We start from the raw sequence: 14,512 nt of genomic DNA, 5'->3' as shown, positions 1-14,512 counted from the left end.
GTGTTGACAATGACTACACAAACGTTGAACGAAATCCAAGCCGCATTACAACTTCTCAAGGAAAAACAATGGGTGGACCTCACTCATACATTCGGGCCGGATTCACCCCATTTCTTTATGTTCGAAGATGCCAAATTCGAAACCCTTTTCAATCATGACGATGGTTTCTTCGCACAGAAGTTTTCGTTTCCGGGTCAGTATGGTACGCATATTGATGCACCAATCCATTTCGTTAGAGATACACGGTTTTTAGAAGAACTGGAACTGAAAGAATTGGTCTTGCCATTGATTGTCATTGATAAATCAAAGGCAGCTGAAGCTGATCATGATTTCACGTTTGGTGTGCAGGACATCCTCGATTTCGAAGCTGTCCACGGCCAAATTGAGAAGGGAACGTTTGTCGCATTGCGGACTGACTGGTCCAAACGTTGGCCAGACCATAAAGCGTTCAATAATAAAGATACTGAAGGCAATAACCATATTCCAGGATGGGGTTTGGAAGCATTGAAATTCCTATTCGAAGAGCGCGAAGTGAAGGCTGTCGGTCACGAGACATTTGATACGGATTCTGCAGTAGATTTCCGCAAAAAAGGGGCACTCGAAGGAGAATATTATGTCTTGGAACAAGATACGTATCAAATCGAATTAATGACCAATCTAGACAAGCTTCCTGTAAAAGGTGCCGTTATCTTCAATATCGTCCCGAAACCTGAAAAAGCATCTGGTTTCCCCGTCCGTTCTTTTGCCATTTTGCCATAACGTTGATAATTGCTTGTTAAGCCTCCTGATCCAAACGGATGAGGAGGCTTTTAGTATGCAAAAAAAAAAGGATTGTGCAATTTCCAGCCTACTTTCCCATACATTTTCGCTGTCCGGATATTTCACTTTACGAAAGACGGAATTTTCTCTCTATTAATCGACAAACACCTACTTTAGTTTACAAAATATAACAAAATAATCGATTGACAATTCAGTTTTTTGTACTTACGATTATAGGTACTATTAATTGTTCATGAAAATTCATGTGCTTATCAGCGTTCTTTCCCCCATACGACATTGAAAAGAAATGGAGTGTCTTTATGAGCAGCGAACCGGTATTGGATGTCCAAAAATTAAAGACGTATTTCTATTTGGATCAGAATTTGGTTGCAAAAGCGGTTGATGATGTCAGTTTTTCTGTCTATCCCGGCGAGACCGTCGCGATTGTTGGAGAATCTGGTAGCGGCAAGAGTATTACCGCACTTTCCATCATGCAGTTGATTAATAAACCTGGAAGGATTGTGGAAGGAAGCATACGGGTGAGGGAAAAGAACTTGCTCGATTTAAAAGAGAAACAGATGACCACAATTAGAGGTAATCATATCGGAATGATTTTTCAGGAACCAATGACCGCTTTAAATCCGGTCTTTACCATTGGGAACCAACTTACTGAAATGATCCGCAAACATAAAAAGGTATCGAAGGAGATCGCCAGGAACAAAGCGACCGAGTTGTTGCGCGTCGTTGGTATTCCCCGACCAGATGCGATTATGAAAGAATACCCTCATCAACTGTCTGGCGGAATGCGACAACGGGTCATGATTGCGATGGCTATTTCATGCGAACCTGAACTCATTATTGCGGATGAGCCTACAACAGCACTTGACGTAACAATACAAGCACAAATTCTCGACCTCCTCAAAGACATGCAAAAGCGCTACAATTTGGCGGTCCTGCTCATTACACATGACTTAGGTGTCGTCTATGAATATACCGATAGAGTGATTGTCATGTATGGCGGACAAATTGTTGAACAAGCACCGACAAAGAAATTACTTTCACTAACAAAACATCCGTATACGAACGGTCTATTAAGCAGTTTACCTAACATGGAAGAGGATGTTGAACGCTTAGGGACGATAAAAGGCACTGTTCCTGCCGCTTATAACTTCCCGGCAGGTTGCAGATTTTCCACTCGATGTCCGGCTGTCATGGAAAAGTGCAGACAAATCAATCCCCCATTGCTCCAATTGGACGCCGATCATTTCGTCCGTTGCCATTTATATGAAGACGGAGGCGATGAGTAATGACAATGAGTACAAAACAACAGGATGCACAAGTTGGCACTCGCCTTACTGATGAAGACATTCTTGTGGAAGTACGTAATATTAAAAAGTACTTCCCCATTAAAGGCGGAGTTCTACAAAAAACTGTCGGCCAACTAAAAGCGGTCGACGACGTTTCATTTAGTATTAAAAAGGGAGAGACGCTTGGAATTGTTGGTGAATCCGGCTCAGGTAAATCGACGCTTGGTCGCGTATTGATCAGATTGCTTGAACCGACTGACGGGCAGCTGATCTTTGACAACAAGGATATTACGACATTACGACAACGGCTCATTAGACCGATACGGGAAGATATGCAAATGGTGTTTCAAGATCCATTCGCTTCGCTGAACTCCAAAATGAGTGTTGAACAACTCATCGAGGAACCATTGCTCGTTCAAGGAAACCTTGCCAAAAAGGACCGTAAGCAAAAAGTGCTCGCAGTTCTCCAGAAAGTCGGGTTGCGCAAAGATGATTTACAAAAGTATCCTCACGAATTCTCAGGCGGCCAACGTCAACGGATAAGTATTGCACGAGCACTTGTCCTCAATCCCAAATTCGTGATTTGCGATGAACCCGTGTCTGCACTCGACGTATCCATTCAGGCGCAAGTTCTCAATTTAATGAAAGACTTACAAGAGGATCTTGGGCTCACTTATTTGTTCATCGCGCATGATTTGAGTGTCGTGAAGCATATAAGTGATCGTGTCGCCGTCATGTATTTGGGACGTTTTGCTGAAATTGCGCCGAAACGATCTTTATATGACAATCCGCTACATCCGTACACGCAAGCCTTGCTTTCATCTATTCCTGTCATCGATTTAAGCGGTGAACAAGCAAGGGGCAAAGAAAAAATCAAACTATCCGGAGACTTGCCGAGCCCTGCCAGCCCACCATCAGGTTGCACTTTTAGAACGCGTTGTCCAAAAGCACATGACCGTTGCACGATCGATAGACCTGAATTGATTGAAATCGATGAAGGACATTTTGTTGCTTGTCATTTATATGACCGCTCTTAACTATACTAATAACATTGCTTACAACAAGAACCAGGAGAATTTGTTACAACCAAAACGCTCAGGGGGTGATACGTTGCATCACTTATCGCAGCAATTTTCCGGTTGCACCATATTATTTGAATAAAAGGGGGACACTATTTTGTTGAAACAGTTACCACACAGATTTGCTCTTTTGCTAGTGGTGTTGATGGTAGGAATAGTTTTAGCGGCTTGCAACAATGATGGCGATGCTGAACCGGCTGATGCTACAGAAGCGAAACCTGAGGATGTGACCAAAACGGAGCCTGCTGAAGAAGATGCAACTGAGGAAGCCGGGCCTAAAAAAGGTGGAACAATTGTCGGCGCTATGTATTCAGCACCAACAGGAATGTTTAATCCGATTTTTTACGAGGAAGCATACGAATCAAACATTCTTGATTTCACACATGAAGGTTTAGTCACTCAAAACGAAAAACTCGAATTCGTTGCGAGCCTTGCCGAAAAGTGGGAAACGAATGAGGATCAGACAGAAATTACGTTTTTCCTAAGAGAAGGCGTAAAGTGGCATGACGGAGAAGACTTCACAGCTGAAGACGTCGTGTATACGTACCAAGCAATGTCCGACCCTGATTATGAAATGGCCGGGGGTGTACGTGTAAACTATGTTGCTCCTTTACTCGGTTATGAAGCGTATCAATCTGGTGAAACGGATGAGTTTGCGGGTGTTGTGGCAGATGGGGATTATAAAGTAACATTCAAATTTACAGAGCCTAACGTTTCTCCACTGTATTATGCTAGTTTCCCGATTATTCCTAAACATGTCTTTAAAGATATTGCTGTGAAAGATATTACTGAAGCAGCAGAATCTAAAGAGCCTGGAAAAGTGATCGGTACAGGACCTTTCAAGTTCGCAGATATGATCGAACGCGAACAATATATTCTTGAGCGTAACGAAGATTATTGGCAAGGTGCTCCACTTCTTGACAGCGTTGTCTGGAAAGTAATTGCACAATCTGTCATGATCGGTCTTCTTGAAAAAGGAGAAATCGATTTTGTTGCTAGCCCTGGGGGAATTGCTCCAGCGGATCATGACATCGTCGCAGACTTTGGTAATATTAATATCATTGAACAAGCGGATTTCGGCTATCAGCTCATGGGCTTCAAGCTGAATCACAGAACAACAGCTGACGTAGACTCAGGTGCTGTCACACCTGAAAATTGGATACCGAACAAAAAGCTGTCCGATCCTAAAGTGCGTCAAGCGATTGCACACGCTGTTAACCGTCAGGGACTCGTCGGAACTGGACACGGAGAAGGCTTATTGCACGGTCGCGGCCAGCCGATTAACTCACCAATTGCTCAGCAAATGTGGGCATACGATGAATCAGCAGCGACGAATTATGAGTATGACGTAGACAAAGCTGGAAAACTTCTTGATGAACTCGGTTATAAAGATGTTACTGGAGACGGTTTCCGTGAAGACCCGGAAGGCAAGGAATGGATTTTAAATCTTGATTATCCTACTGGTAACGAATTGCGCGAACGTTCTGCGCCAATTATTCAATCCGACTTGGAAAAAGCGGGCATCAAGGTGAACTTGCGTCAACCTGCAGAAATGTCCGTTTACGTACCTGGTTTGACGAATGATAATACTGATTGGGATCTCTATCTAATTGGATGGAGTTTGAGCAGTACAGATCCGGACCCATCAGGTCTGTGGGCTACTCGGGCGGGGTACAACTTCTCACGCTGGAACAATCCGAAATCAGAAGAATTAATGCAAAAAGCGGTCAAAGCACCTGAAGCATTCGATCAAGACTACCGCAAACAAGTATATGCTGAGTGGCAAAAACTGTACTCTGAAGACTTACCAGCGTTACTGTTATACGCTCAAAATAGTCTATGGGCATATAACGACCGCATACAAGGCATTAAAATACTTCCGTCCACTATGTATCAAGATTCGCATGAGTGGTGGATAGAAGAGTAAAAGAAATGGATTAGCGGGAGTATACGAATTAGTATACTCCCCTATTTCCTAAGGGGGAAAGCGGATGTATCAATATATCATCAGGCGTTTTCTGATTTTCATCCCTATGCTGATTGCTCTGTCGATAATTGTTTTCGGTTTAGCTAAAGCGGCTCCAGGAGATCCTTTTTCAGGGAAGATTCTCGATCCTGAAGTCGGTATGGAAGTGTATGAAAAACAACGGGCTGAGCTTGGCTTGGACAAACCTGTGCCCGTACAATATGTGCGATGGGCTTCAAAGATCGCGCAAGGCAGTTTTGGCGAATCCATTACCTATAAAGGCAGATCCGTTGAGAGTCTGATTAAAGAACGGTTTCTAAACACTGTCTATCTTGGATTGTTTGCACTATTCATCACATTAATAGTCGCCCTTCCAATTGGCATTTATTCTGCACGCAGGCCTTATTCTTTAATTGACTATGGTACGACGACTTTTGGATTTTTCGGTTTAGCCGTCCCAAACTTCTTCTTTGGGCTTGTCGTCATTTACTTATTTTCAATTAAACTTGGATGGTTTCCTGCTCAAGGTACAATTTCATCCACTAAGCTGACAGGCATAGCAGAATTCAAAGATCGTATCCACCACCTTGTTTTGCCGGGTTTAACACTCGGACTTGCAAGCACGGCCAGCTATATGCGCTATATGCGGTCAGAAGTAATGGATGTTCTCGGTAGTGATTTTATTCGTACGGCTAAAGCGAAAGGAATGTCTGCAAATAACGTTCTCTATAAGCATACGTTGCGTAATGCAATGATTCCGATTATCACATTGCTCGGAATGGAACTTGGACCTCTGCTTGGAGGAGCGATCATTACAGAACAAGTATTTAACTTTCCAGGTATCGGAACGCTCTTCATCGGCTCAGTCATCAATCGTGATTATCCTGTTGTGATGGCAATTACACTGTTGCTCGGTGTTGCGATTCTTGTAGGCAATCTGTTAGCAGATATATTTTATAGCGTCGTCGATCCGAGGATCCGCTATGACTGAGGTGGTGAGCATACATGCAAACATTGAATGAACAAGATATAAATGCTGATGGACATGTAAATGGATCGATGCGAAAACACCGCAGTCCATTCCAATTATCTCTAAGACGATTTCTAAAAAATAAACTAGCTATCGTCGGGATGATTGTGTTCTTTATCATAGTCGCTTCAGCCGTATTCGCACCACTTTTGACTGAGCATGATCCAAAAGCGCATAACTTGTTAAAAGTCGAACAAAAGCCAAGTAGTGAACATATTCTTGGTACAGACAGTTCAGGACGAGATAACTTTGCACGACTGCTTTACGGAGCGAGAGTCTCTTTGACAATCGGTATTAGTACAATGGTGTTCACTGTTTTTCTTGGTTTAGTTTTCGGGACGTTAAGCGGCTATTACGGTGGTAAAGTCGACAGTATTATTATGCGTATTACCGATTTGTTTCTAGCCTTACCGTTTTTAGTATTAGCTTTGACGATTATTGCTCTTTTGAAAAAAGTGACTGTCGGCTTGTTTGTCGTCATAATCGCAGTAACGAGCTGGCCTACATTATCAAGGATTATTAGAGGTACTTTCCTCTCGTTGCGTGAACAAGAATTCGTTCTTGGCGCACGAGTCATTGGAGCGAGTGACTTCAGAATTATCTTCAGGCATTTCTTACCGAACGCCATCGGGCCAATTATCGTGAATGCGACATTGCTAATGGCAGCGATGATTATAGTCGAGTCGGGATTAAGTTTCATCGGTATGGGGATTCCGCAACCGACACCAACTTGGGGCAATATGATCTCAGAAGCGCAAGGATTGAGGATTTTGCGATACCATCCTGAAGCATGGATTCCACCAGGACTTGCGATTCTCCTTACCGTTTTAAGCATTAATTTTATCGGTGACGGGTTAAGGGATGCGTTTGATCCAAAAAGTGATAGACGATGAACTATACAAAAGACCGCCTCCACAATACTAAGGGAGGCGGTCTTTCAATTTAGTTTTACATTTTCACTGTCGTTTTTGAGTAGAACTCTAAGAAATTGTTGACTACTACATCGAGGAAGTCGATTGTTGGTTGGTCTATAAAGTCGCCATCCTCATTCATTTTCTGATGAATAGAGCCGATATATACTTCGTTATTTGGCATGATGGAAGGTGACAGCATTGGATTTGATAGTATTTCTCTTAAATGTAATTGCGCACGAACACTTCCTAATACGCCCATTGAAGCGCCTACTATGAATGTAGGCTTTTCTTTAATCGCAAAATTGCTGCGAGATAACCAGTCCAACGCATTTTTTAACGCACCTGGTATGGAGAAGTTATATTCAGGAACTGCAAACAGAAGCGCATCCGTTTCTCTGACATCTTCCATAAATTTTACAACATGACGTGGAGGCGTACGTTCGATATCGACTGAAAACATTTCCACATCATTAATGAAAACTGGAGTGATATCCATTTTATCCGCATATTTCTTTTGCAAGTATTGTACTACTTTCAAGTTATAGGATTTTGAACTTGTACTGCCTATAATTGCTTTTACTTTAATCGTCATAATGTTGAACTCCTTTTCTATACTTCATCTCTCCTAAGCATTTCCGCTTCGGTGAAATGTATACAATTAGTTATTGTTGCTTGTATTCTTTCTCCAAACGAAGGAGCGATTCTTTCATCGGCAGCCCGCCTCTGAATCCTGTCAGTTTCCCGTTACTCGCAATGATCCGATGACACGGAACGATGAACAAGACAGGATTCGCACCAATTGCCCCTGCCACTGCACGGACAGCTGAAGGTCGTCCGAGACGTTCAGCAATTTTCTTATAAGAAGCAGTTTCTCCATATGGAACGTCCATAACCAGCTTCCAAACTTGTTGCTGAAAGTCCGTTCCTCTTAAGTCGATTGGTAACTCAATATTTATCCTACGCCCATCCAGGTATTCAATCAATTTATTTGTTTCAAAAGCGGAAGGATTTTCTATCAATTTAGCTCCATTGAAATGCCGTTCTCCCCATTTCAATAACTCATCAAATGAAGCATTATTTGAACCTATGTAACAAATGCCTTTTTCTGTTGAAGCAACATATAAACTCCACTCATTATGTAAAAATAGTGTCCAGTAAAACGTTTTTTTTGAATCCATTTACACGCATCCTCTTTCGTTTAATTAATAAAGCATATTATCTCATAATACATTGAAGCAACCAAAAATTTAAACATTTAAAAGAGCGCCCTCGTTTGGAGGACGCTCTTTAATTAGTTCCTTAAACTGAAGAACACTGCCCAAAAAGGAAGCTTTTTGCGCTCTTTCCTTTTGCGTTCAATTGAACGTTTTTGTAGACGGTGTTGTGCGACTTCCCGTCTCAATTCTTCTATATGTCGTTGAACTACTTCATGATTAATTGTATGCATTATTTAATTTCTCCTCTTCGAGAGGAATCAAAATACGTGATTATACCGTGACATTTACCTGATGTGTTTGCCATTTTTCATAGTAAATCGTTGTTGTAGATTCCCACTCCATCTTTTTTGTATGCTTGTCATTTACCAATAATTTTCGTTGTTGCTCATCATTAAAAATCATATTGTTCTTCCTCCTTATATTTTTTAGTTTTAAATATGCGTTGGTAAGCATCCTCAGCTACCCACTTTCTATCGACTCCTTTGTCAATACTTTCCGTTGATGTTCAATATTCATCATTGAACACACTCCCTTCTTCTTATTATTTATGTTACACGCAAAGCGCGAAAACACCGAATATTCATTCTAATAAAGACACAAAAAAGCACACGCCTTTTGCATAAGCGTGTGCTCATATAAAAGAAAGGCAGTCCATGCCATTCTCAAAGAATCTTTTTTTAGAAAAGGAGATGCTTTAGGCACGGATCAATTATTATGTTTATTTTAGAATTTAAAACGTTAATCATTTTCCGTACCTCCTTTTCTTCATTTAGAATATCTATCTTTTAGAGGATACCATTTCCATTTATCTTTTGTCAACAACTTTTTGAATTTGCACAATTTTTATATACACATCTTTAATATTTCCTCAAAAAACTTGGTCTCGTTTGATACCATTCGCTGCTAATAAAGTTATGACATTCGGATAAGGCATGTTCGATTTTTTGTGATGACATAGCTAAAATACGCAGAGTGAACCCACTGACTGGCAAAGATGAGACTCCGATTTTCACTTCTTTTTCATTTGTGTTCAACTTTTTATACACTTTTTCGATGAATTCATTATCCGCTTGTTCGCTTACAACAATCATGGAACCAATATGTGTAAAACCCTCCATCATACCAAGTGCATTCATCTGTTGGTTATTCGGCGTCAATTTAATATGATCATATACCATCAGATCATCATCCACATACACTTCGGTGACTAGTTGAATCATATCATAACTGAACTGACTGCCATCTGGAGACCACCCTGACGTGATAATGTCCGAGTATATGAGCGTAGATTTTTTATTCATACGGATTTTAGTAATTTGTTTGTATCGTCCGTCTCGATAAACGATTAAAGGATCCGGAAGGTATTCAAAATAACTTCCTTCCTTAAGAATTATCTCATTTTCTTGATAGGCATGGTGCTTTGGTGTTTTATACACTTTGGTAGCCGATTGAGTCGTTAATGTGAGTCGAGCATCCGGTTCTAATGCGATCTGCATATAATAGCGATCACCGTCTAAATACCCGCCACCGGGATTCAGAATATAGTAACAAGCTTGGCCGGAATCATCATGATAGATAGGTCGCATCACTTTAAAAGCACCTTGGAAATAAACATTACTCGGCACAGTTTTTCCCAGTCTGTCTTCCATCGTTAATCGTAATAGACCTGTCCACTCGTTCACTTTACTTCAATCCTTTTAACAATACATGCTGATTCAGCCAATCAATCACATCATCAAGTCCTGTATTGTCTTTCAAGTTTGTAAAGACAAACGGCTTGTCCCCACGAAATTCTTTTGTATCGGAAGCCATCACTTCGAGACTTGCACCAACATACGGAGCAAGATCTGTTTTATTAATGATGAACAGATCCGATTTAATCATCCCTTGACCACCTTTACGAGGAATTTTTTCGCCTTGTGCGACATCAATAATGTAAATCGAAAAGTCGACAAGCTCCGGACTGAATGTAGCAGCGAGATTATCCCCACCACTTTCCACAAAAATAAGTTCCACTTCAGGATGTTTTTCAATCAATTCATCAATCGCAGCAAAGTTCATGGACGCATCTTCACGTATTGCTGTATGTGGACAACCACCCGTTTCAACACCAATAATCCGATCCGCCGGTAATACTCCATTATGTGTTAAAAACTTTGCATCTTCTTTTGTATAGATATCATTTGTTATGACGGCCATACTGAGCTCATCGTGCAGAGCTCTCGTTAATTTTTCGACGAGTAATGTCTTCCCAGCACCAACCGGTCCACCGACACCAATTTTAATTGGATTCATCCAATACACTCTCCTTTTGTCTGTTCACGACATGAAAATACGAATATTAACGTGTTCGTGTTTCATTTGCGCTAATTCCAATCCTGGAGAAACAATGCCGAAGTCTGCTTCATCCAAATTCTGTATTTTATTCGTTGCTTCAATTAAGGATTGCTGAAAGTCTGCAAGAACCTTTTGTCCCGCTGTTTGACCTAACGGAATTGCCCGTACAGCGTTTTGTACTAAACTTGAGATTGCCGAATACAAATAATAAATAGTCGTCGGTATTGTTGGGATATCGAGGTAACGACCGACTATCGCAAAGACAATGGCGGGATGACCATATGATTGCTTCGTTTGGATTCTTTCCGCGTATGCTTTTAGTGTGGGGATATCGTATAGGACATCTACAAGCTTCAACATCCTTTGACCGACTCTTTGTGTTCCCTCTCGCGTTTCACGAGGAAGGTTTTGAACATGCAACAGTCGATCTACTGACCATATCTTATCCAAATCGTTTTCCACTAACGCTTTGTACACTAAATGACAAGCAAGCCCATCTGAATAGATGAGCTGCTCATTCAAATATACGTCCAGCCATTGTAAAAAAGTGGCTACATCATGGACACGTCCATCTTGAATATACGTCTCTAATCCGTTTGAATGACTAAATGCACCTGTCGGAAAGTTGGAATCGCATAACTGAAACAGCGATAGTATATTGTTAGTCATGGCTATGACCTATATGTCGAAATGCTTTTTTCACTTTACGTTCAGCGCGTTCATAAGGGATTTGCAATTCTTTCAGTAAGTCTTCGACGAGATAATCGTATTGGACGAGCATTTCACTTTTCTCAAATTGGGCAGGTAGATGCCGATTGCCCAACTGATGCGCAATCGTCCCCATTTCATGAAGGCTACGAGGACGGATGACGAGTAAATCATCCGATAGCACATCAATCATTATGATATTCTTATCATCCATGAATAAAACATCACCCGCCATTAAGTCGCGAGGTTCTTTGAGTCGGATGCCGACTTCATTACCGTGATCGGTTTTCACACGTTGAACCCGTTTCACTAAATGCGCACTCTCCAAATACACCTTTTCAATATGGCGTTTAGCGACTTCTTCCTTTGGCATCGTTTCTATATTTGCTAGTACTTTTTCGATTATCAATACATTCACCTCAAAATAGGAAATAGCGCTGACCCATTGGCAATACATCAACAGGATCGCAAGTGATCAGTTCTCCGTTTATTCGAACTTCGTATGTTTGAGGATCTACTGAGATGTCTGGTGTTTCCGTGTTCAGTTTCATATCTTTTTTCGTTAAATTCCGAATGCCTCGAACAGGGAGTATCATTTTTTTCAGGCCCAGTTTTTCATGAACTTTATTATCATAAGCAGCTTGGGAAATGAACGTAATAGAACTACTGGATAATGCCTTGCCATATTGCGCATACATCGGTCGGTAGATAACTGGTTGTGGTGTCGGAATGGAAGCATTGGCATCTCCCATTAAACTCTCCACTGCAAATCCGTTTTTCAGTACCATTTCCGGTTTCACACCGAAAAATGCTGGAGACCAAAGGACAAGGTCTGCAATTTTCCCAACCTCAATGGAACCGACATATTCTGATATACCGTGTGTAATGGCAGGGTTAATCGTATACTTAGCAACATACCGTTTAGCACGGTTATTATCGCTTTTTTCGCTGTCCCCTTCCATCACGCCCCGTTGCTTTTTCATTTTATCTGCCGTTTGCCAAGTTCGTAATACGACTTCTCCAACCCGGCCCATCGCTTGTGCATCCGAACTGACCATACTGAACACACCCATATCTTGCAAGATATCTTCAGCCGCGATCGTTTCACGGCGAATACGCGAATCCGCAAATGCCAAGTCTTCAGGAATGGAAGGGTTAAGGTGATGACAAACCATTAACATATCCAAGTGTTCATCTACTGTATTTACAGTGTATGGAAGTGTAGGATTTGTCGACGATGGTAATACATTCATAAATCCAGCTGATTTGATCAAATCGGGGGCATGACCGCCACCGGCTCCTTCCGTATGATACATATGGATGACACGATCCTTTAGTGCAGCCATCGTATTTTCCATGAATCCACCTTCATTGAGCGTATCGGCATGAAGCGCTACTTGGACATCATATTTGTCCGCCACAGTCAAGGCGTTGTCGATTGCTGAAGGAGTAGCTCCCCAGTCTTCGTGGACTTTTAACCCGATTGCACCTGCCATCACTTGCTCAATAAGCGGTTCTTCAGTTGCCGCTTGGCCTTTGCCTGTGAAACCGACGTTGATTGGCAGACCTTCCGCGGCTTCGAGCATCCGGTGAATATTCCATTCACCTGGTGAAACGGTCGTCGCTTTTGAACCTGCTGCAGGTCCTGTTCCGCCTCCGATTAACGTTGTCAGTCCTGAAGCCAATGCTGTTCGTACTTGAGTCGGGTTTATAAAGTGGACGTGCGTATCAATTCCACCCGCTGTAACGATAAGACCTTCTCCCGCTATAATTTCAGTTGAAGCACCAATTATAATGTCAACATTGTCCATAATGAGTGGATTACCCGCTTTACCAATCGCTGCTATCTTGCCGTCCCGAATTGCGATATCCGCTTTTAAGATACCTGTATAATCCAATATGACCGCGTTCGTAATGACGACATCAGGCACGCCATCAGCGCGGGTTGCCAACGGATGCTGCCCCATGCCGTCACGGATAACCTTGCCTCCACCAAATACGACTTCATCTCCGTATGTAGTAAAGTCCTTTTCGATTTGAATGAAAAGTTCAGTGTCTGCCAATCGGATGGAATCACCAATTGTCGGACCATACATTTGAGCATATTGCTTTCGTGACATATTGAAGCTCATTTATTTGCATCCTCCTTTAATAGGACCATCCACTTTATTATTAAAACCGTAGACCCGTTGTTCACCTGAAAAACAAATGAGCTCCACTTCTTTTTCATCGCCAGGCTCGAAACGAACGGCAGCACCTGCTGGTATGTTCAACCGCTTACCAAGTGTTTCATCCCGGTTGAATTTCATCGCTTCATTCACTTCATAAAAATGATAATGAGATCCAACTTGAATAGGACGGTCTCCTGTATTCGTTGCAGTTACTGTATAAATCGTCTTCCCTTGATTAATGACGATGTCTCCTTCTTGCAAAAACAATTCACCAGGTTGCATATTCATATTCCTCCAGTCAAATTCAGGTAATGGGGCTATGGACCGTCACGAGTTTTGTGCCATCAGGAAAACTGGCTTCAACTTGTATATCATGGATCATTTCAGGAACACCATCCATTACGTCATCGCGAGTTAACACTTTTGTTCCGTACTCCATCATTTGCGCAACAGTTTTGCCATCCCGCGCACCTTCAAGAACTTCATACGTAATGAGCGCCACGGCTTCTGGATGGTTCAATTTCAATCCTCTCTCTTTTCGCCGCTTGGCAAGGTCTGCCGCAACGACAATCATTAACTTATCAATTTCACGTGGTAACAAATGCATGAGTAAGCCTCCTATAATCTACTATCCGACAATTACTGGATCGTGTATTTTTATATTAATCCGAGTTCTTTTTCAACAAACCCTCAAGCTTACTTTCAATAGCATCAAGCTCTTTCTCTCCAATAACACTAGTAGGTTGCGGATGATACCAGCTCACTTCTCCATCAATGAACACACCTTGGTATTCTTCACCGTTAAACACAAGTGTAAATTGTGGCATCTCATTAACTTGTCCTTCAAATAGCGGCTCTTCCTTTTTAACGTCATCTAACATGCTGACACTCCTTATAAGTTCGGTAAGTATCATTATGTGTATGAAGTAAGATTCCTATCCTTCTATCTGAATATTATTTAGATACTCCATTCCAACTTGTGTATCGAATGAATGGAAAGTTATTCAGTAATTAGTGTATGATA

General features: G+C 41.7%; 18 protein-coding genes. 6 read left to right on the top strand and 12 right to left on the bottom strand.

Going from position 1 to position 14,512, the window contains the following annotated elements; all coding sequences use genetic code 11:
* Positions 1 to 9: 9 nt before the first annotated feature.
* The 6 genes from H9649_RS10600 to opp4C all read left to right on the top strand — a co-directional run bounded on the left by H9649_RS10600 (position 10) and on the right by opp4C (position 7,034).
* Entirely contained in the window at positions 10 to 759 is a 750-nt protein-coding gene (locus H9649_RS10600; RefSeq protein WP_191694786.1) for a cyclase family protein, read from the top strand.
* Positions 760 to 1,079: 320 nt separating this feature from the next.
* Positions 1,080 to 2,066 (top strand): ABC transporter ATP-binding protein, encoded by a 987-nt coding sequence (locus tag H9649_RS10595; protein WP_191694784.1) that lies wholly within the window; start codon positions 1,080 to 1,082, stop codon positions 2,064 to 2,066.
* Positions 2,066 to 3,103 (top strand): ABC transporter ATP-binding protein, encoded by a 1,038-nt coding sequence (locus H9649_RS10590; protein WP_191694782.1) that lies wholly within the window; start codon positions 2,066 to 2,068, stop codon positions 3,101 to 3,103. The genes H9649_RS10595 and H9649_RS10590 overlap by 1 nt, the downstream gene beginning before the upstream one ends.
* Positions 3,104 to 3,242: 139 nt before the next feature.
* Positions 3,243 to 5,072, top strand: a complete 1,830-nt coding sequence (locus H9649_RS10585; protein WP_318241680.1) for a peptide-binding protein — start codon at positions 3,243 to 3,245, stop codon at positions 5,070 to 5,072.
* Between the two features lie 64 nt (positions 5,073 to 5,136).
* Positions 5,137 to 6,102, top strand: coding sequence for an ABC transporter permease (locus tag H9649_RS10580; protein WP_191694781.1), 966 nt, complete (start codon positions 5,137 to 5,139; stop codon positions 6,100 to 6,102).
* 14 nt (positions 6,103 to 6,116) lie between these two features.
* Positions 6,117 to 7,034: an oligopeptide ABC transporter permease gene (gene opp4C / locus H9649_RS10575; protein ID WP_191694779.1), complete on the top strand. Its 918-nt coding sequence runs from the start codon at positions 6,117 to 6,119 to the stop codon at positions 7,032 to 7,034.
* Positions 7,035 to 7,089: 55 nt separating this feature from the next.
* Here opp4C and H9649_RS10570 read toward each other — a convergent pair whose 3' ends face one another.
* The 12 genes from H9649_RS10570 to H9649_RS10520 all read right to left on the bottom strand — a co-directional run bounded on the left by H9649_RS10570 (position 7,090) and on the right by H9649_RS10520 (position 14,369).
* Positions 7,090 to 7,647 carry an NADPH-dependent FMN reductase gene (locus H9649_RS10570; protein WP_191694778.1) on the bottom strand — a complete coding sequence of 186 codons (558 nt, stop codon included), beginning with the start codon at positions 7,645 to 7,647 and terminating at the stop codon, positions 7,090 to 7,092.
* Positions 7,648 to 7,717: 70 nt separating this feature from the next.
* On the bottom strand, positions 7,718 to 8,233 hold the full coding sequence (locus tag H9649_RS10565; protein WP_191694776.1) for a methylated-DNA--[protein]-cysteine S-methyltransferase: 516 nt from the start codon (positions 8,231 to 8,233) through the stop codon (positions 7,718 to 7,720).
* Between the two features lie 113 nt (positions 8,234 to 8,346).
* Positions 8,347 to 8,502, bottom strand: coding sequence for a hypothetical protein (locus H9649_RS10560; RefSeq protein ID WP_191694774.1), 156 nt, complete (start codon positions 8,500 to 8,502; stop codon positions 8,347 to 8,349).
* 40 nt (positions 8,503 to 8,542) lie between these two features.
* Positions 8,543 to 8,674, bottom strand: a complete 132-nt coding sequence (locus H9649_RS17970; protein ID WP_263614126.1) for a hypothetical protein — start codon at positions 8,672 to 8,674, stop codon at positions 8,543 to 8,545.
* Between the two features lie 455 nt (positions 8,675 to 9,129).
* Positions 9,130 to 9,954, bottom strand: coding sequence for an urease accessory protein UreD (locus H9649_RS10555; protein WP_191694773.1), 825 nt, complete (start codon positions 9,952 to 9,954; stop codon positions 9,130 to 9,132).
* A gap of 1 nt (position 9,955) precedes the next feature.
* The gene (ureG, locus tag H9649_RS10550) at positions 9,956 to 10,567 is read right to left on the bottom strand and encodes an urease accessory protein UreG (protein ID WP_191694771.1); all 612 of its coding nucleotides are present in this window, start codon (positions 10,565 to 10,567) and stop codon (positions 9,956 to 9,958) included.
* A gap of 24 nt (positions 10,568 to 10,591) precedes the next feature.
* On the bottom strand, positions 10,592 to 11,278 hold the full coding sequence (locus H9649_RS10545; RefSeq protein ID WP_191694769.1) for an urease accessory protein UreF: 687 nt from the start codon (positions 11,276 to 11,278) through the stop codon (positions 10,592 to 10,594).
* Positions 11,271 to 11,726 carry an urease accessory protein UreE gene (gene ureE, locus H9649_RS10540; RefSeq protein WP_191694767.1) on the bottom strand — a complete coding sequence of 152 codons (456 nt, stop codon included), beginning with the start codon at positions 11,724 to 11,726 and terminating at the stop codon, positions 11,271 to 11,273. The genes H9649_RS10545 and ureE overlap by 8 nt, the downstream gene beginning before the upstream one ends.
* 10 nt (positions 11,727 to 11,736) lie before the next feature.
* Entirely contained in the window at positions 11,737 to 13,449 is a 1,713-nt protein-coding gene (gene ureC / locus H9649_RS10535; RefSeq protein WP_191694765.1) for an urease subunit alpha, read from the bottom strand.
* Positions 13,450 to 13,770: an urease subunit beta gene (gene ureB / locus H9649_RS10530; RefSeq protein ID WP_191694763.1), complete on the bottom strand. Its 321-nt coding sequence runs from the start codon at positions 13,768 to 13,770 to the stop codon at positions 13,450 to 13,452.
* 22 nt (positions 13,771 to 13,792) lie between these two features.
* Complete coding sequence (locus H9649_RS10525; RefSeq protein WP_191694761.1) at positions 13,793 to 14,095, bottom strand: urease subunit gamma; 303 nt, start codon at positions 14,093 to 14,095, stop codon at positions 13,793 to 13,795.
* 55 nt (positions 14,096 to 14,150) lie between these two features.
* The gene (locus tag H9649_RS10520) at positions 14,151 to 14,369 is read right to left on the bottom strand and encodes a hypothetical protein (RefSeq protein ID WP_191694759.1); all 219 of its coding nucleotides are present in this window, start codon (positions 14,367 to 14,369) and stop codon (positions 14,151 to 14,153) included.
* Positions 14,370 to 14,512 lie beyond the last annotated feature (143 nt).

This window comes from Sporosarcina quadrami (assembly GCF_014836615.1).
Classification (GTDB): domain Bacteria; phylum Bacillota; class Bacilli; order Bacillales_A; family Planococcaceae; genus Sporosarcina; species Sporosarcina quadrami.
This window is presented reverse-complemented; position numbering and strand designations above follow the sequence as displayed.